The organism is Acetobacterium malicum subsp. dehalogenans DSM 11527 (assembly GCF_000472665.1).
GTDB classification, from domain to species: Bacteria; Bacillota; Clostridia; order Eubacteriales; family Eubacteriaceae; genus Acetobacterium; species Acetobacterium malicum.
Genome location: NZ_AXAC01000024.1, coordinates 37,815 through 57,487, shown reverse-complemented (window position 1 = coordinate 57,487; position 19,673 = coordinate 37,815). Strand labels below are relative to the sequence as shown.

General features: G+C 45.4%; 15 protein-coding genes. 14 read left to right on the top strand and 1 reads right to left on the bottom strand.

What is annotated here, in order from left to right; translation table 11 throughout:
- The first annotated feature begins 2 nt into the window (after positions 1–2).
- The 14 genes from fliI (at position 3) to A3KS_RS0110205 (ending at position 18,294) form a co-directional block, all read left to right on the top strand.
- Entirely contained in the window at positions 3–1,307 is a 1,305-nt protein-coding gene (gene fliI, locus A3KS_RS0110270; protein WP_026394856.1) for a flagellar protein export ATPase FliI, read from the top strand.
- The gene (locus tag A3KS_RS0110265; RefSeq protein WP_026394855.1) at positions 1,304–1,753 is read left to right on the top strand and encodes a flagellar FliJ family protein; all 450 of its coding nucleotides are present in this window, start codon (positions 1,304–1,306) and stop codon (positions 1,751–1,753) included. The genes fliI and A3KS_RS0110265 overlap by 4 nt, the downstream gene beginning before the upstream one ends.
- Positions 1,754–1,791: 38 nt before the next feature.
- Complete coding sequence (gene trxB, locus A3KS_RS0110260; RefSeq protein ID WP_026394854.1) at positions 1,792–2,709, top strand: thioredoxin-disulfide reductase; 918 nt, start codon at positions 1,792–1,794, stop codon at positions 2,707–2,709.
- Between the two features lie 321 nt (positions 2,710–3,030).
- Entirely contained in the window at positions 3,031–4,482 is a 1,452-nt protein-coding gene (gene rpoN / locus A3KS_RS0110255) for an RNA polymerase factor sigma-54 (protein WP_026394853.1), read from the top strand.
- A gap of 173 nt (positions 4,483–4,655) precedes the next feature.
- Entirely contained in the window at positions 4,656–5,717 is a 1,062-nt protein-coding gene (locus tag A3KS_RS0110250; protein WP_026394852.1) for a sugar-binding transcriptional regulator, read from the top strand.
- A gap of 56 nt (positions 5,718–5,773) precedes the next feature.
- On the top strand, positions 5,774–6,778 hold the full coding sequence (gene gap, locus A3KS_RS0110245) for a type I glyceraldehyde-3-phosphate dehydrogenase (protein WP_026394851.1): 1,005 nt from the start codon (positions 5,774–5,776) through the stop codon (positions 6,776–6,778).
- A gap of 211 nt (positions 6,779–6,989) precedes the next feature.
- Positions 6,990–8,180 carry a phosphoglycerate kinase gene (locus A3KS_RS0110240; protein ID WP_026394850.1) on the top strand — a complete coding sequence of 397 codons (1,191 nt, stop codon included), beginning with the start codon at positions 6,990–6,992 and terminating at the stop codon, positions 8,178–8,180.
- Between the two features lie 197 nt (positions 8,181–8,377).
- Complete coding sequence (tpiA, locus tag A3KS_RS0110235) at positions 8,378–9,115, top strand: triose-phosphate isomerase (protein WP_026394849.1); 738 nt, start codon at positions 8,378–8,380, stop codon at positions 9,113–9,115.
- Positions 9,116–9,301: 186 nt separating this feature from the next.
- Entirely contained in the window at positions 9,302–10,837 is a 1,536-nt protein-coding gene (gene gpmI / locus A3KS_RS0110230) for a 2,3-bisphosphoglycerate-independent phosphoglycerate mutase (protein WP_026394848.1), read from the top strand.
- A 125-nt stretch (positions 10,838–10,962) separates the two neighbouring features.
- Positions 10,963–11,193, top strand: coding sequence for a preprotein translocase subunit SecG (gene secG / locus A3KS_RS0110225; RefSeq protein ID WP_026394847.1), 231 nt, complete (start codon positions 10,963–10,965; stop codon positions 11,191–11,193).
- A 49-nt stretch (positions 11,194–11,242) separates the two neighbouring features.
- Positions 11,243–13,213 carry a sodium-translocating pyrophosphatase gene (locus tag A3KS_RS0110220; RefSeq protein ID WP_026394846.1) on the top strand — a complete coding sequence of 657 codons (1,971 nt, stop codon included), beginning with the start codon at positions 11,243–11,245 and terminating at the stop codon, positions 13,211–13,213.
- A 270-nt stretch (positions 13,214–13,483) separates the two neighbouring features.
- Positions 13,484–14,137 (top strand): hypothetical protein, encoded by a 654-nt coding sequence (locus A3KS_RS0110215; protein ID WP_026394845.1) that lies wholly within the window; start codon positions 13,484–13,486, stop codon positions 14,135–14,137.
- Positions 14,138–14,350: 213 nt separating this feature from the next.
- Positions 14,351–16,954, top strand: coding sequence for an ATP-dependent chaperone ClpB (gene clpB, locus A3KS_RS0110210; protein WP_026394844.1), 2,604 nt, complete (start codon positions 14,351–14,353; stop codon positions 16,952–16,954).
- 242 nt (positions 16,955–17,196) lie between these two features.
- Complete coding sequence (locus A3KS_RS0110205) at positions 17,197–18,294, top strand: glycerol dehydrogenase (protein ID WP_026394843.1); 1,098 nt, start codon at positions 17,197–17,199, stop codon at positions 18,292–18,294.
- A 72-nt stretch (positions 18,295–18,366) separates the two neighbouring features.
- Here the strand turns inward: A3KS_RS0110205 and A3KS_RS0110200 are convergent, their stop codons facing one another.
- Positions 18,367–19,386 carry an aldo/keto reductase gene (locus A3KS_RS0110200; RefSeq protein ID WP_026394842.1) on the bottom strand — a complete coding sequence of 340 codons (1,020 nt, stop codon included), beginning with the start codon at positions 19,384–19,386 and terminating at the stop codon, positions 18,367–18,369.
- Between the last annotated feature and the right edge of the window lie 287 nt (positions 19,387–19,673).

The following is a 19,673-nucleotide window of genomic DNA, read 5'->3' as shown; positions in this document are numbered from 1 at the left end:
AAATGAATACATCTGAGATTTGCAAAGCCATTCAACGGGCAGAAACCTATCATTATTTCGGGAAGATTGAAAAAGTCGTCGGCATGATGATTGAGTCGGTCGGCCCGGAATGCAGTATTGGTGATTTGTGTAAGATTTTTGATCAGAATGCCGACCGTTTTATTTTGGCTGAGGTAGTCGGATTTCGGGGCAATAAGGTGTTATTAATGCCCTACGAAGAACCGGAAGGGATTAGCTTTGGCAATATTGTCGAACCCACCGGCTCATCCCTGAAAATCGGGGTATCAGATGATATGATTGGTCGGGTTGTTAATGCTATGGGCGAACCCATTGATGGGGGCGGACCGATCGAAAACACAACCCCCTACGAGATTCAAAGTGCTGGGGCAAATCCCTTTTCACGGCCATGTATTGACGATATCCTGGAATTTGGGGTAAAGGCAATAGATGGTTTATTGACGATTGGCAAGGGCCAGAGAATGGGAATCTTTGCTGGTAGCGGGGTCGGGAAAAGTACCCTGATGGGGATGATCGCCAGGAATGTCAAAGCCCAGGTTAATGTAATTGCCCTGGTTGGCGAGCGAGGCCGGGAGGTCCGCCAGTTTCTCGAAAATGATTTAGGCCAGGAAGGCCTGGAACGGTCAGTAATTGTGGTTGCCACCTCAGATCAGCCGCCGATGCAGCGGATGAAATGTGCCTTAACAGCGACCACCATTGCCGAGTATTTCAAGGATCAGGGCAATGATGTCTTACTGATGATGGATTCCTTAACCCGGTTTGCCATGGCCCAGCGGGAAATCGGTCTGGCTACCGGTGAGCCGCCCGTAGCTCGGGGTTATACCCCCTCGATCTATGCCATGATGCCAAAACTGCTGGAACGCAGTGGAAATTTCGAAACCGGCTCCATAACCGGCATTTATACAGTTCTGGTTGAAGGGGATGATATGAACGAACCAGTTGCTGACACGGTTCGCGGGATCATTGACGGCCATATTGTGCTGTCCCGTAAGATTGCCGCCAGAAACCACTATCCGGCCATTGATGTACTTAATAGTGTCAGCCGGCTGATGTCCAACATTGTCAGCAAAGACCAGATGGAGGCAGCGTCTTCGATGCGTAATATGATGTCGGTGTACGATACCAACTACGATCTGGTCAGCATTGGCGCCTACAAAAGCGGAACCAATCCGTCACTGGATATTGCCATTAAAAAAATCGGCGGTATTAATAAATTTTTACAGCAAAAGGTTGACGAAAAGTGTTTCTATGATAACAGCGTTGAAGCCATGAAGAAGGCCGTCTTATGAAAAAGTTCCAATTCCATTTAGGAAAGCTGCTTTCCTATAAAGATCAAAATCTGGAAAATGAAATGATGATATTGGGTGGGCTGACCAGGCAGTTAAGCGATGAAATGGATAAACAACTGGATCTGGAAGATCAGCAGGATAAATGTCAAAAAAACTATGAGCGGGATATGGCGGCTTCAATCACGCCGACGGCCTGTCAGGTTTATATTCATTATATGTCCTTTTTGAAAGAACAGATCAAAATCGTTGAGAAAAGAATTGATGAAATTACCGAAAAAATCGACATTCAGATTGAAGTGGTAAAGAACTTGAAACTGGAAACCCGATCGCTGGAAATCGTCAAAGAAAATCGATACGATGAATATAAAAAGGAAATTGTTAAAGAAAACGAAAAAGAGATGGAAGAGTTTATTACCACCAGCAAAATTATGAAGGATGGATCCTGATCTTTAGGAAAAGTCAAATCAGAGAAAGAGGTGTTAAGATGAGATACAATACAATCATAGTGGGGGCCGGACCAGCCGGTTTGGCCGCCGGGATCTACGCTGCCCGAGGTGCCCTGAAAGTGCTGATTATAGAAAAAGGTGGCATTGGTGGACAGATTGCGACCAGCTGGGAAATCGAAAACTACCCAGGTTCTCCGCCCGATAGTACCGGACCGGGATTAACTGAGCGGATGCGGCAACAATGCGAAGAATTCGGTGTGGAGTTTGCGACGCGAACCTACATCAGGTTCCAACAGACCGAAACGGGATTCATCGTCGAAACGGATTCCGGAAATCTTGAGACGCAAACCATCATTATGGCAACCGGAGCAGAACCGAAACTGATTGGCTGCAAAGGAGAACGCGAACTCCGCGGAATGGGAGTCTCCTATTGTGCCACCTGTGATGCGAATTTTTTCAAAGGCTTGAAGGTCGCTGTCATTGGTGGCGGCGATACCGCTTTGGAAGAAGCTTTGTATCTGACCAAATTCGCCAGTGAAATTATCATTATTCATCGTCGGGATGAACTCCGGGGCGCCAAAATTCTGCAGCAGCGCATTCAGGAAAATGATAAAATATCGATGATGCTCAGTTGTGTGGTTGAAGAAATTAAGGGCAACGGGCTGGTGGAAGGGATCATGGTTAAAAATGTTGTTACCAACGAAGTGATCGAAGTTCCGATTGACGGCGTTTTCGTTTTTGTCGGTCAGAAACCGAATTCAGAAGCCTTTGTGGGCCAGCTGGAACGGGATGCCCGGGATTATCTGATTACCGATGATGAAATGCGCACCAACATCCCGGGGATCTTTGCTGCGGGTGATATCCGCCGTAAATCCTTGCGACAGGTGGTTACCGCTACTGCCGATGGTGCTATTGCAGCAGTAAATGTGATCAAATACATTGAAGAACTTAAGTAGATTGTGATATGATTAGGACTAACGAAAGTTGGTGTGAGGTTGTCGATAAACTACCGTGCCGACCAATTGTTAATCTGTTGTTCGCCGCGCCATGCGAAATCCGCTTTGCTCCTTTCGCATTGGTCGCGGGCAGTCGCCAACTACAAGCAAGCTTGTGATTGGCTCGTTGCCTTCGCGAAAATCGGACAGGCGATGCCGTGTCCGCTCCGATGCGTACAACATGATGTAACAATTGTCGGTACTGGGTTATCTTTTTTGACAGTCTGGGACTAACGAAAGTTAGTCTTTTTTTGATTCAGAAATAAAATAATCAGGTGAAAAATGAATATCAAATTTGATTTAAATATAACCCAAACCCAAAAATTGATTATGACCCAGGAAATGCGGCAATCGATTGAGATTCTGCAGCTGACCGCGATGGAACTTAATGGTTTGATCGAAACTGAAATTATGGAAAATCCGGTACTGGAATTTAATGAGGTGTCAATTAAAGAAGTGGTACCCGTTAATGAAGATGGCGGACCGCTCAAGGGGGAATTGGTTAAAGAAGAGCCCGTTGTTGAGCAGCCGCCTAAGGAGGAAATCCAGTGGGACGAATATTTTCACAGCATGGAAAATTCTGACTATCGCGGCCAGACTCAGTCAAGTGGTGATACCGATGACGAATACGGTTTTGAAAAGTTTACTTCTCAGGAGAAAACCCTTTACGAATATCTGCATTTTCAATTTAACATGTTGGAAAAAAACCTCAGTGAAACGGAAAAACGAATCGGCGAGTATTTGATTGACTGTATCGATGACAACGGTTACCTGATTGTCGACATGGACTATGTCGGAAACATTTTAGAAGTCGATGAAGAAAGCATTCAGAAAATGATTAAGATCATCCAGGGTTTTGATCCCAGTGGGGTAGGATGTCGAAATATTGAAGAGTGTTTACTGATTCAATTGCGTCAGATGGGGTATGATGATGAAGAAGTGTTTATGGACATTGTCAGAAATCACCTGATCGATCTGGCCGATAACCAGTTTAAGCGGATCGCTCAGGATACCGGCTTATCAATTGAGGATGTCTATGAATTCAAAGAGGTGATTAAAACGCTGGAACCAAAACCCGGCCGGGAATTTTCCTGTTCGGAACGGGTGTCCTACGTGATCCCGGATGGGAGCATCGAAATTGTCAATGATGAGCTGGTGGTGAAAGTCAATGATGTATCGGCACCCCGGTTACGGATCAATAATTACTATAAGGGGCTGCTCAAAAACCCGGATAAAAATGATGAAACCAAACTTTATCTTGAGAAAAAATTGGACAGTGCCGCTTTTCTGATCAAAAGCATTGAACAGCGACGCGATACCATCAAAAAAGTCATTACTGCCATTGCCGAGTCCCAGCGGGGGTTTTTCTTTGAAGGGGTGGGGGATCTGCGGCCGTTAACCCTCAAAACAATTGCTGAGACGATTGAGGTCCATGAATCTACCGTCAGCCGGGCGATTCGGGGAAAATATATCCAAACCCCCAAGGGCACCTTTGCCCTGAAGTTTTTCTTTAAGCGGGGATATACTCAGGGTGAAGAGGATCGTTCTTCTGACGCCATCAAACGCTATATTAAGGAATTAATCGAACAAGAAGACAAGAAAAAGCCACTGAGTGATCAGAAATTGTCAGAATTATTGCAGGAAAAAAATCTCGATGTGGCCAGGCGCACCGTTGCCAAATATCGTGAAGCACTTTTGATCCAGCCCTCCTCCAAACGAAAAGAGTACCGGTAGACCGTTGACCAAAGACTAATCACAGCCAAATGCCTGTAGATCCGAGAAAATCGGGCTGGGATTTTCTTTTAGTTTTTGGTCTTTTTTAACTTGTTTTTAAATTTAAAATGGGGTATAATGATTTTGTCCCACCGGGACAAAAGTGAGCATGTATCCGAAAGAAGGGTGATTCTGTGTCAAATCAATTAAAAATCAGTAAAGAAGTCATTGAACTTCAACAGCTTGTCGCTCCGGAAGTGAATCGTCTCATTGAAATGCGTTACAATATTTTGTCAACCATTAGCAGTGAGCAGCCCATCGGACGGAGAAATCTTGCCTTTGTTCTGGACATGAGTGAACGTCAGGTCCGCAATGAGATCGATTTTTTTCAAACTCAAAAACTGGTTTCGGTGGAACGGCAGGGTGTTGTCATTACCGATGCCGGTAAGGAAGCACTGATCCAGCTAAAGGGTCTGCTGTATACCTATAACGGTCTTGAACAATTGGAAAAAGAACTGATGGATCGTCTCCATCTCAAACGGGTCATTATTTGTCCCGGCGATATGGATATGAATTATGAAGTCCTGCGATTCATGGGACGTTCCGGGGCAAAATATGTTTTATCGGTGATGAAATATAAGGACACCCTGGCATTGACCGGCGGAAGCTGTACCGCTGCTGTTGCCGATGAAATGCGGGAAGCCTTTTATCCCGATGTTTATGTCATCCCGGCCCGGGGCGGGATCGGAAAAAGCCATTCCACCCAGGCCAACAACGTGGTCGCCGAAATGGGCCTGAAGCTTCATTCCAATTATGAGCTCCTCCATTTACCGGATAATATCGATCAGCGATTATTGGAAGCATTAAAAGATTATCCTGAGATAAAAAGGGTATTCAATAAAATGGACAACATCGATATCTTTATCTTCGGATTGGGTCGGGCTGATGTGCTGGCCGACTGGCGGAATCTGGCCACCGCCGACAAGCGAAAAATTCTGGAACAGGGCGCTGTGGCGGAAGCCTTTGGGCATTACTTTGATATTAATGGCCAGGTTATTTCACCATCCAGTACCATTGGCATCGGGATTGATAATTTTAAGAAAATACCGCATGTTATAGCCGTTGCCGGCGGGGTCACCAAAGCGGAATCAATTATTGCGGTTAGTCGGATTCGTGAGAATATTGTCTTGATCACCGATGAAAGCGCCGCCAGAGAAATATTAAGAAAATTGCAAACCATGTCAGACACAAAATAGCGCGTGGCTGACTGAGTATAAATTTTAGTAAACATTATTTTAAGGAGGCAGATAATATGTCTGTAAAAGTAGCAATTAATGGTTTTGGAAGAATTGGTCGTTTAGCATTCAGATTAATGGCAGATAACCCAGCATTTGATGTCGTGGCTATCAATGATTTAACCGATGCAAAAACCTTAGCGTACCTGTTAAAATATGATAGCGCCCAGGGAAAATTTAAGCAAGATGCCATCGAAGTTAAAGACGATACCATTGTCGTTGATGGCAAAGCAATCAAAATTTTTGCTGAAAGAGATCCTGAAAACCTGCCATGGGGAAGTATTGGCGTCGATGTCGTGATCGAATCGACTGGTTTCTTCACTGATAAAGACGGCGCGGGCAAACACATTAAGGCCGGTGCAAAAAAAGTTATTGTTTCTGCTCCTGCCAAAGGTGATGTTAAAACCATCGTATTCAATGTAAACGAAAATATTCTCGATGGCACTGAAACAGTCATCAGCGGGGCTTCTTGCACCACTAACTGTTTAGCTCCAGTTGCAAAGGTATTAAACGACAGCTTTGGGTTAGTCAGTGGTTTAATGACGACTGTACATGCCTACACCAATGACCAGGCCACCCTGGATGCGCCTCATAAAGACTTACGACGAGGCCGTACCGCCGCTCAAAATATCGTTCCTACTTCCACAGGTGCGGCTGCCGCAGTTGGCAAGGTCTTACCGGCCCTGAATGGTAAACTGGACGGATTTGCATTGCGTGTGCCAGTGATTACCGGCTCGCTGGTTGATTTAACCTGTGTGCTGGAAAAAGACGTTACCGCCGATGAAATCAATGCTGCCGTTAAAGCAGCAGCCAATGAAACACTGGGATACAACGAAGAACAGGTCGTTTCCACCGATATCATCGGGATGTCCTTCGGTTCTTTATTCGATGCCACTTTAACCCGGGTTATGAATGTCGAAGGCGGAAAACAACAGGTTAAGATCATCGCCTGGTACGACAATGAAATGTCTTACACGGCCCAATTAGTCCGTTTGGCAGAGTATGTCGCCACTAAATTTTAGTCAACCCAAACAGCATAAATAAATAATAAAATAACGACACAAGACTTTTCAGAAGCTTATGCAAAAACATTGCAAAGGCTTCTGAAATTGTTTATAAGAAAAAACAAAAGCAGTACCGAAAATTGTTACATCATGTTATATGCATCAGATTAACAATTACTCGGCACGGTATACTTACGATAACTGAATTTATAACCGAGAGGATAAGAAGATGAGTAAAAAAACGGTATCTGATATTGATTTAAAAGGAAAAAAAGTTTTAATGCGGGCCGACTTTAATGTGCCATTGGATGAAAACGGCGTCATTACCGATGAAACCCGGATCACCGCGGCTTTGCCAACAATTAACTATATTCTGGAACAGGGGGCTTCATTGATTTTAATGTCCCATATGGGCCGCCCTAAAAACCAGCCGAATCCTAAATATTCCCTGGAACCAGTGGCAAAGAAGCTGTCTGAATTACTGAAAAAAGAAGTGATCTTCAATGATGACGGAGCAGTCACCGGATCGCTGACTGTTGCAGCTGCAGCGGGACTGAAACCAGGTGATGTGCTGTTACTTCAAAATACCCGTTTCCGGGGCGAAGAGGAGAAAAATGACCAGGGCTTTTCAAAAGAACTGGCTGAACTGGGTGATGTTTTTGTTAATGATGCCTTTGGAACTGCTCACCGGGCCCATGCCTCAACGGTCGGGATTGCCGAATTCTTACCTGGCGTTTCAGGTTTCCTGATCCAGAAAGAATTGGATTTTATGGGCAAAGCCCTGGAAAATCCGGAACGCCCCTTTGTAGCGATTCTGGGTGGATCAAAGGTATCAGACAAAATTGGCGTGATCAACAATCTACTGGAAAAGGTCGATACCCTGATCATCGGCGGTGGTATGGCCTTTACCTTCCTGAAAGCCCAGGGCTATGAAATTGGAAAATCCTTGCTGGAAGAAGATAAAATGGAGCTGGCCAATGAGTTAGTCGCAAAAGCCAAGGCCAAAGGGGTTAACCTACTATTGCCAGTGGATGTGGTGGCCGCCGAAACCTTTGCCGCTGACGCGCCATTTGTGGTTGTCGATATCAATGCCATTCCCGCCAATTCGTTGGGACTGGATATCGGTCCGGTAACCGCGGCAACCTTTGCCAAAGCCATTCTGGGTGCTAAAACAGTGATCTGGAACGGCCCCATGGGCGTATTTGAAATGGCCGCCTTTGCCAAAGGAACGGAAGCAGTGGCAAAAGCCATGTCGGATTCTGATGCCATTACCATCATCGGCGGTGGAGATTCGGCCGCCGCAGTTAAAATCCTCGGCTACGAAGAGGGTATGAGCCATATTTCCACCGGCGGCGGCGCGTCACTGGAATTCCTCGAAGGAAAAAAACTGCCCGGTATTGAAATATTACAGGATAAATAAACAAATAGGTAATTAACAAACTGCCGTGAGCTTCGCTGCCGGTTTGCGCTAAACAATTTCTACACTGTACGTCGTACAGTCTATCGACTGTTCGCCTACACGTTACTAAATTGTTTGCGGAAACCGACATCAAAGCAATATTTGTTTGATTCTTTAAATTACATATGGCTTAAATAATCAAATCTAAGGAGAATACGATGCGAAAACCAATTATTGCCGGAAACTGGAAAATGAATAATGATGTTTTTGAAACTGAAAAATTGATGAATACCCTGTTGCCATTGGTGGCTGGGGCCGAAGCTGAAGTGGTTTTTTGTCCCACCTATCTGGGTCTGCAAAAAGCCGTGGAAATGGCAAAAAATTCCAATGTTGGTATCGGCGCTCAAAATATGCACTTTGAAAAAAATGGCGCCTTCACCGGCGAAATTTCCGGAGAAATGCTGCAGGCCGTTGGCGTCAAATATGTCTTGATTGGCCACTCCGAAAGACGGGAGTATTTTAACGAAACCGATGAAACCGTCAATAAAAAAGCCATCAAAGCCCTGACCCTGGGGATTACCCCGATCGTATGCTGTGGTGAAACCCTGGAAGAAAGAGAAAGCGGCAAAGCTGAAGCCAAGGTTGTTGGTCAGATGGAAGCCGGATTAAAAGGAATTGAAGACATCACTAAAGTGGTCGTTGCCTACGAACCAATCTGGGCCATCGGCACGGGCAAAACAGCCAGCAAAGAAGAAGCCAACGAAGCCTGCGGCTGGGTCCGCCAAACCATCGCTAAAATGTTCGGCGAAGATGCCGCCCAAAAAGTCCGGGTTCAATACGGCGGTTCCGTCAACCCCGAAAATATCAAGGATCTGATGGCCATGGACAATATCGACGGCGCCCTTGTCGGAGGCGCCTCCCTGAAACCGACTTTTTCGGAGATTGCAAAGTTTTAACTCAGGGATAATAGTAAGAATAAAAGAAAGAAGATGAAGTGAGTACCGACAATTGTTACATCATGTTGTACGCATCGGAGCGGACACGGCAAAGCCTGTCCGATGCCGCGGCGAACAACAGATTAACAATTGGTCGGTACGGTTCTCACAATAGCCTAAAATATTTTGACCGAAAGGTGTGATCATATGAATAAAAATTTAACTGCCCTGATTATTCTGGATGGCTACGGCTTTACCAGATGTACCGAGGGCAATGCCGTTGAACAGGCCCAAACACCGTTTCTTGATGCCATTTCACAGGACAATCCCCATACTCTGATTACCGCCAGTGGCCTTGGTGTTGGCCTGCCCGAAGGTCAGATGGGCAATTCCGAGGTTGGCCATTTAAATCTGGGGGCTGGCCGGATCGTCTATCAGGAGCTGACCCGGATTACTAAATCCATCGAAGATGGCGATTTTTTTACCAACCTGGCCTTTCTGGCGGGGATTCGTTCAGCTAAGGAAAATGACGGCGCCCTGCACCTGATGGGCTTATTGTCCGATGGCGGTGTTCACAGCCATGAATGCCATCTTTACGCGTTACTGAACTTGGCTAAAAAACAGGGCTTAAAACGGGTCTATGTCCATTGTCTGATGGATGGCCGGGATACCGCTCCTGATAGCGGGATTGGTCACATCAGATCTTTGGAAGCTAAAATGGCGCAACTGGGAGTGGGGAAAATCGCCACCGTCATGGGACGTTACTATGCCATGGATCGTGACAACCGTTGGGATCGGGTTGAAAAAGCCTATGATGCCATGACAATGGGTGCCGGCAATCATGCCGCGTCGGCCCTGCAAGTTATGGAAGAAACCTATGCGGCTAAAATTACCGATGAATTCGTGCTGCCAACCATCATCGATACGGCCGAAGATAAAGCGATCAAGTCAAATGACACAATAATCTTTTTTAATTTCCGTCCCGACCGGGCCAGGGAATTAACGCGAGCTTTTATCGATCCTGAGTTTAAGGAATTCGAACGAAAAACTGGTTTTTTAGGTTTAAATTTTGTGACGATGACGCAATATGATAAATCCTTTGAAAATGTCGCAATTGCCTATAAACCGGTGACTATCGACAACACTCTGGGCGAATATCTCAGTAATCTGGGTATCCCTCAACTGCGGATTGCTGAAACCGAAAAGTATGCCCACGTGACCTACTTCTTTAATGGTGGACTAGAAAAGCAATACCCCATGGAAGACAGGATTCTGGTACCCTCGCCCCACGTGGCAACCTATGATTTACAGCCGGAGATGAGTGCTTATGAGGTGGCTGATAAAGCTGTCGCCGCCGTTGAAAGTGACAAATATCAGCTGATGATCCTTAATTTTGCCAATGCCGATATGGTCGGCCACACCGGCATTTTCGAAGCAGCCGAGCAAGCTGTTCAGGTGGTCGATGCGTGTGCTAAAAAAGTCATCACCGCTATTCTGGCAAAAGGTGGCAAGGTGATTGTTACAGCCGATCATGGCAATGCCGAAAAAATGATCGATTACGAAACCCATATGCCTTTTACCGCCCATACCTCCAACCAGGTCAAATGCATTCTCCTTGGTGATGGCAATGTGACGCTGAGAGATGATGGCCGTCTGGCCGATGTAGCCCCCACTTTGCTGGAGCTGATGGGACTGCCCAAACCGGTCGAAATGACAGGTGAAACGTTGATTAAGGGTGAATAAAGCAAAAATACAAAAACTGTGACCGTTTACATAGGAAAAGTCTCCATCGAGACTTTTTTTATGATTGAAAATGTTTTTTGGTTATGATATTATAACGTGCACGATTATTTACGGAGGTGATACTAATGAAAGAAGCTTTACTGGTCGTTTTAATAATTTCCAGCCTAGTTCTTGTTGCCGCGATACTTTTGTCGCCGGGAAAAACAGCAGGGATGTCAGGAGCCATCGCAGGTGGTGCTGAGACCTTATTTGGAAAGAAAAAAGCAAAGGGATTTGAAGGTGTTTTAGAAAAAGCAACTAAAATCTCAGGCGTTTTATTCATGTTGTCGGCATTCGTTTATTCAATCGTATCATAACAGGCATCTGAATTAGAGAGATGCAAAAACTTACAGGGGGAAATTGAGAATGGAATTATTGTTTCTGGCTCCAGCTATTGGAGTCGTGGCGTTGCTTGTTGCGCTTATTTTTGCAAAACGCGTAACTGCAGTTGACGCCGGTACAGACAGAATGAAAGAAATCGCGGGATATATCCACGAAGGTGCCATGGCATTCTTAAAACGTGAATATAAAATGATCGCAATCTTTGTGGCTGTCTTATTTGTTATTTTAACCGTTACACCTGGTTTAGGCTTAACAACCGCAATATGTTTCCTGGTTGGGGCTATTTTTTCAATCCTGGCCGGATTTTTCGGTATGCAGGTTGCGACTAAAGCCAACGTCAGAACGGCTAATGCAGCTCAGCAAAGCGGAATGAACAAAGCACTTTCAGTGGCTTTTTCCGGCGGCGCGGTTATGGGTATGTGTGTTGTTGGTCTGGGTTTGCTGGGCGTCAGTGTCCTGTACTTATTATTTGGTGATGTTACCATTGTAACTGGTTTTGGTCTGGGTGCATCTTCGATTGCGCTGTTCGGTCGTGTTGGTGGCGGGATCTACACCAAAGCTGCTGATGTTGGAGCTGACCTGGTTGGTAAAGTTGAAGCCGGTATTCCTGAAGATGATCCGCGTAATCCTGCTGTTATCGCTGATAACGTTGGTGACAACGTTGGCGATGTTGCCGGTATGGGTTCGGATTTATTCGAGTCTTATGTTGGTTCAATAATCTCAGCCATTACCTTAGGCGTACTTGTTCTTGATGGTTATGATGGGATCTTATTCCCAATGCTTTTAGCAGCAGTGGGTATTTTTGCCTCAATCATCGGATCTTTCTTTGTTCGTGGTAAAGAAGGTTCAAACCCGCAACGCGCGCTGGACATGGGAACCTATGTCAGCGGTATTCTGGTTGTGATTGCTTCTTTCTTCCTGTCTAACTACTTTACTGGCGGATATTCGGCATTTATTGCGATTGTGGCCGGTTTGGCAGTCGGGATTGTTATTGGTAAATTAACGGAGTACTATACTTCAGAACATTATAAACCGGTTCAACACATTGCCCAGCAATCAGAAACCGGTGCCGCAACCACAATTATCAGCGGTTTGGCTGTCGGGATGAAATCAACCATGTTCCCAATTTTAGCGATGTCAGTAGCAATTTTTGTTGCTTACGCAGCTTTTGGCCTTTTTGGTATTGCTTTAGCAGCAGTTGGGATGCTTTCTACCTGTGGAATGACCATTGCGGTAGATGCTTACGGCCCAATTGCCGATAACGCTGGCGGAATTGCTGAAATGGCAGAAATGCCTAAAGAAGTCCGTGAAATCACTGATAAGTTGGATGCCGTTGGTAACACCACCGCAGCCATCGGTAAAGGTTTTGCGATTGGTTCTGCGGCTTTAACTGCTTTAGCTTTATTTGCATCTTATGCTGAAGTTGTTGGTCTGGATAGTATTGATATCTTAAATCCTAACGTTATCATCGGGATGTTTATCGGTGGGATGTTACCATTCCTGTTCTCAGCCTTAACCATGGAAGCAGTTGGTTCTGCGGCTAATGAAATGATCGAAGAAGTGCGTCGTCAATTCCGGGAATTCCCAGGAATTATGGAAGGCACGCAAAAACCGGATTATGCCAAATGCGTGGATATTTCTACCGCTGCAGCGCTCCGTCAAATGATCGTTCCTGGTTTAATGGCAGTTGTTGCTCCTTTAGCAATGGGTCTGATTCTTGGTGCTGATGCACTGGGTGGACTTTTAGCAGGTGCTCTGGTTACCGGGGTATTAATGGCCATCTTTATGGCAAATGCCGGTGGTGCCTGGGATAATGCCAAAAAATTCATTGAAGGCGGTGCTCATGGCGGAAAAGGCAGTGATGCCCATAAAGCGGCCGTTGTCGGCGATACCGTTGGTGATCCCTTCAAGGATACTTCCGGACCTTCTATTAATATTCTGATCAAACTGATGACCATCGTATCATTGGTATTTGCGCCATTGTTCTTAATCTAAGTAGAGTTTTAATCATTTAGTTTAATTTGATTTAATAAAATAATTAAATTAATTTATGCAGAAAGACCTGAATGCACACGCGGCATTCAGGTCTCTTTTTGTCGTTGGGGTTGAGATTAGGCCGGCAAAAATCGGGTATCCAGTAATCAAAAGGGCTTTATCAAAAACTTAAATAAATCTGAGTTCAAATATAAAATGCGATGCAATATATATAAAATGGTTGACTGAATAATATTATAGAATTATAATTTATATAAAAGGAGTGATGATATGATAAAAAGTGTATACAGTTTAATGCTATTCGATGAGATAGTTGAAAAAATAGACCAGATTGCTTATGAAAATAATACGAACCGCTCCCAATTGATCAATGATATATTGGCTGAAAAAATCGGGCTGGTAACACCGGAACAGAAAATCCAAAAAATTCTTGAACAGCTGGATGAAAATTTCAGTGACACCCTGTCGGTGAGCCAGATTAATAAGAATTCCAGTATTCAATTTGGCAAAAGCCTCAAATACAAGTATCGGCCCAAGGTGCGCTACAGTTACGAATTTATCAGTAGCAAGCGGGGTAAATATGCGGTGCTGAAAATCAGTTCCCGAACTAAATCTGAAAATCTGAATGATCATTTTGATGAATTTTTCAAGCTGATAGCCGGTATCGAAAAAGATCAGCGAGCGGATCATGGAGATTTAGCAGAAAATCTGACCAATCACAAATTTGTCCGAGCCTTTGAAGATGAAGGTGAGTTGACCCAGGACATCGAAACCGTCACTGATAACCTGACCCGTTACTTAAAAATGATCGACCGGGCCATGAATGTTTATTTTTCGAAAGTCGATGAAGCAGAAGCAAACGATCTGCTCAACGTCCTGGAAACCATTTATCGGGAGGATTACAAGAAAAACAATCCCGATTAGTTACACAAACGTAAGGCTAGTGCTCAAATACCGTACCGACCAATTATTAATCTGTTGTTTGCTGCTGGATCGGACAGGCTACGCCGTGTTCGCCCCGATGCAAACAACATGATGTAATAATTGTCGGTACTGCGTTTATCTTGAAAATGTGTTTATGATACTAACAAAACAAAAAAAATGAAATCTAATTATATTTAAAAACGAGGTACAATTATGGATATGAATTTATTCACCCAAAAATCATTAGAAGCAATCAAAACGGCGGAGCTGATCGCCGGAGAGTACAACCACATGGAAATCGAGCCGGAACATCTGTTGATGGGGCTGATTACCCAGGAAAATGGCGTGGTCGGTCGGATCTTTGACCGGCTGGGCAAGAACTCCCACACCATTGCTGAAGAACTGCGCCGGGAAATCGGCAGGAAACCCAGCGTTTCCGGACCGGGGCGGGAACAGGGAAAGGTCTATGTCAGCGCCGACACCGACAAGGTCTTGAACGAATCTTATAAAGAAGCAAAAAAACTGGATGACCAGTATATCTCGGTGGAATGTATTTTACTGGCGCTATTCAGTCTCGGAAAAAAATCCAAGGCGGTAGAAATCCTGGAACGTTATGGCATTAATAAAAAAGATGTCGAAAATGTCTTAAAAGAAGTCCGCGGCGGACAGCGGGTGGTCAATGACCATCCCGAGGTTACTTATGAGGCGCTCAGTCAATACGGTCACGACCTTGTTCAGGATGCCATTGATAATAAACTGGATCCGGTCATTGGCCGGGATGCTGAAATTCGTCATGCGATCCGGATCTTAAGCCGGAAAACCAAAAATAACCCAGTCCTGATCGGTGAACCGGGGGTTGGTAAAACCGCCATCGTCGAAGGGCTGGCGATGCGAATCGTGGCTGGTGACGTACCGGAAGGTCTCAAGGACAAGCGGATCATTGCTTTGGATCTGGGTGCCCTGGTGGCCGGAGCCAAATACCGGGGCGAGTTTGAAGAACGACTCAAAGCGGTGTTGAAAGAAGTGGTCGACAGCAACGGCGAAATTGTCCTGTTTATTGACGAGCTTCATAACATCGTCGGCGCCGGCAAAACTGAAGGGGCCATGGATGCCGGCAATATGCTAAAACCAATGCTGGCAAGAGGTGAACTCCATTGTATCGGTGCTACCACGCTGGATGAATACCGCCAGTATATTGAAAAAGACCCGGCCCTGGAACGGCGTTTCCAACCGGTGCTGGTTGATGAACCGACAGTGGAAGACACCATTTCGATTCTCCGGGGCTTAAAGGACACCTATGAACGTTACCACGGCGTTCAGATTCTGGATACTGCCCTGGTAGCTGCGGCGACCCTGTCCAACCGCTATATCTCAGACCGGTTCCTGCCGGATAAAGCCATCGACCTGATTGACGAAGCTTGTGCTAAGATCCGTACCGAAATGGACTCCATGCCCGAAGAAATGGACGAGGTCCGGCGAAAAATGATGCAGTTGGAAATTGAAGAAGTAGCACTGAAAAAAGAAAAGGATACCCTCAGTAAGGAACGGCTGGAACGGCTTCAGAAAGAATTGGCTGAATATAAGGAACGTTTCAACACCATGAGTATGCAATGGGAAAATGAAAAGCAGTCCGCGGATACCCTAAAATCTTTGCAGGAAGAATTGAACCAGCTTACCTACGAACGGGAAAAAGCAATCCGGGAAGGGGACTACCGCAAGGCCTCCGAATTGGAATATGGCTTAATTCCCGAAAAAACCGCCAAAATCGAAGCGATCAAACGCAAAGCTGATGAAAAAGGCGATGAAGACAGTCTCAAACGGGAAAAGGTCACCGAAGAAGAAATCGCTGAGATTATCTCCGACTGGACCAACATTCCCTTAAGCAAGCTGGTCTCCGGTGAGCGGGAAAAACTGCTGGCGCTGGAAGACACCTTAAAACAACGGGTAATCGGACAGGAAGAGCCGATCCTCAAAGTGGTTGACGCGATTATTCGATCCCGGGCTGGTATCAAAAACCCCAACAGTCCGATTGGCAGCTTTCTGTTCCTGGGCCCCACCGGGGTTGGGAAAACGGAGCTGGCTAAAGCCGTGGCCGCAACCCTCTTTGATTCGGAAGAAAATATGATCCGCATCGACATGAGCGAGTACATGGAAAAATTCTCGGTCTCCCGTCTAATCGGGGCACCTCCGGGGTATGTTGGCTATGAAGAAGGGGGACAGTTGACCGAAGCCGTCCGCCGTAAACCATACGCTGTCATCCTACTGGACGAAATAGAAAAAGCCCATAAGGATGTCTTCAATATCCTGTTGCAGATTCTTGATGATGGCCGGATTACTGATTCCCAGGGACGGACCGTCGATTTTAAAAATACCATCATCATCATGACCTCCAATATTGGTTCCGAATATCTGCTGGAAGGGATCAATGCCTTTGGCGAAATTACCGAAAAAACCGAAGCCGCCGTAATGGAATTGTTAAAGAATTATTTCCGGCCGGAGTTTTTAAACCGGATTGATGAAGTCGTCCTGTATAAACCACTGAATAAGGAAGCCATTCGTAAAATTGTCACGCTGCTGTTAAAAGATCTGCAGAAACGGCTGGAAGAACGCCGCATCACGGTTACCTTGACCCAACAGGCCATCGATGCTGTCATCGATATGGGTTTTGACCCGGCCTATGGCGCCCGGCCGCTGAAACGCTATTTACAGAAACATATCGAAACCATGGTTGGCAGAGAAATCATCAAGGGCAATGTCCACGAAGGACAGGCCATTACCATTGATGTAGACCCCAACGGCGATTTTTATATGGCCTGAACTTAGAATTTTAAAGCGCCCAACTTATAAGTTGGGCGCTTTTTCTATTCACAGATGGATTAATTGAAATAGTTATAGAATGGAACAAAAAATTACTGATTTCATTAAGGGTTTGTAAAAATAACAAAATATTTACGAGAATAGTATCTACTCTGGACTGTATTTTTCAGATGATAACGAATTCATCGTTTCGATTATTTGATATAATAATAACGAAATAAATTTATTTTCGGAGGTAGAAAATGCAAAAAATAATTATGTCTCCCAGCCGTTATGTTCAAGGTGCCGGAGAAGTTGGTAAATTACCGGAACATGTAGGAAAATTTGGAACATCTGCGTTGGTATTGATGAGCGGAACCATGATGCGGACCAAAGCGGACGAATTGAAAGCCAGTTTTGAAGCGGCGGGAATTAAATTTACACCCGAAAAATTTAACGGCGAATGCTCAAAGGTCGAAATCGCCCGGTTGCAGGAAATCGTCAAAGCGGAAGGTTGCGACGTGGTTGTTGGTATCGGTGGCGGAAAAACTTTGGATACCGCCAAAGCTACCGCTCACTATGAAAAACTGCCGGTTGTGATTGCACCATCCATCGCATCCACCGATGCGCCCTGCTCGGCTTTATCGGTTATCTACACCGAAGACGGTGTTTTTGATGAGTATTTAGTCCTGCCTAAAAATCCTGAAATTGTGGTGATGGATACCGACATTATCAAAGCGGCTCCGGCCAGATTATTTGTGGCTGGGATGGGCGATGCTTTGGCTACCTATTTTGAAGCTCAGGCGACGGTAGATTCTAACGGAACCACGATGTCAGGCGCTCATCCAACCCGATCGGCGTTGGCTCTGGCACGATTATGTTATGATATTTTAATCGAAGACGGCTTAAAAGCTAAGTTGGCCGTCGAAGCAGCTACCTGTACGCCAGCGGTTGAAAATGTTATTGAAGCCAATACCTACCTCAGTGGCGTTGGTTTTGAAAGTGGCGGTCTGGCGGCCTGTCATGCCATCCATAACGGCTTAACTGTATTATCTGAATGCCACCATATGTATCACGGCGAAAAAGTAGCTTTTGGAACCCTGGTTCAGTTGGTGATGGAAAACCGATCCATGGAAGATATCGAAGAAGTGATTGATTTCTGTCTATCAGTTGGCCTGCCAATTACTCTGGGCGAATTGGGCTGTACCGAACCAACCCCGGAAAAAATCATGGCGGTGGCAGTAGCGGCTGCCGATCCTGGCGAAACTATTCATAACATGCCATTTGATGTCGACGCTGACACCGTTTATGCCGCTATTATGGCAGCTGATGCGCTGGGCCGTCTGTATCTGTGTGACTAAGACTATATGTAAAATATTAAAGGCCAGCATCCTAATCGAAAGAAAAGGATACTGGCCTTTTTAGTTAACTTTTTATACCAGCGGATCAAACAGTTCCCGGGTTTTTTTCAGCATCTCCCGGATCGGCAGATTGTAAGGACAGCGGGGTTCGCATTCGCCACATTGGACACAATCAGAGGCATTGGCGGCAAAACTGCGATAGCGGTCCAGTGCCCATTCTTCCAGATCGTAGCGGCGGTAATAACCCTCGACAATAAATTGCATTGGGATATCAATTCCCTGGGGACAGGGCGCACAATAGCCGCAGCGGCGGCAGAAGGTTTTACCAAGTGCTTTAGCATCGGCTTCCAGGGTCTGGCGTTCGTCATCAGACAAAGGCACGAAGTCATTGCCGACTTTGGTGTTTTTCAACACCTGCTTAACAGAATCCATGCCAGGAATCAGGACCGAAATATTGGGATTTTCGGCGACCCATCGCAGGGCGAAGTTGGCGTGGATAAAAGCCCCGCCGGCCAGCGGTTTCATAATAATGACACCGACATTTTTTTGTTTGGCTTTTTCAAAGAGGGGTGCTCCTCGATTTTCAACAATATTATATGGAAATTGAATGGTTTCGAATTTATCTTCATCCAGAGCCCGGTCCAACACCTCATAACTGTGGGAGGTAATGCCGATATGGTTAATCAATCCCTGCTTTTTACATTCGACTAATGCTTCATAACCGCCACCTGGGCCCATTATGGTTTCGTAGGCAGCCATGGTTTTGGCATTATGGAACTGATATAAATCAATGGTAGCAGTCTGTAATTCAGCCAGACTGGTTTTAACATCAGCCATGACCTCGTCATAACTGAGCTTGGGGGTCTTAGTGGCCAGATAAAAATGTTCCCGGCCCCACTGTTTCAGGGCTTCCCCAATCATTTCTTCACTATTGGTGTAAGCTCTGGCAGTGTCAATGAAATTAACTCCTTCTTCAATAAGATTTTCAACAATTTCGTCGACTTCCCATTGGTTACAGCGTTGAATTGGAATACCACCAAACCCAATAAGGGACACTTCTAATCCGGTTTTTCCCAGTATTCGCGTTTCCATTTTACACCTCTTCTTTACTTGATTTTGCTTATTTTAACATATCGAATAAAAAAAGTCACCTCTTATGAGGGATTGGTCAGAAGATTCACTGAATTTCAACTTTCTTTCAGATTGAGGGGCGAACATCAATTGACACTCGAATCACTAATGGTGTAAAATGAAAATAGACTGAAAGTACTATCGTCGCTAAACTACCGTACCGACCAATTGTTAATCCGTTGTATGCTGCAAGCTCGGACACGCTATCGCCGTGTCCGCCTTGATGCATACAACATGATGTAACAATT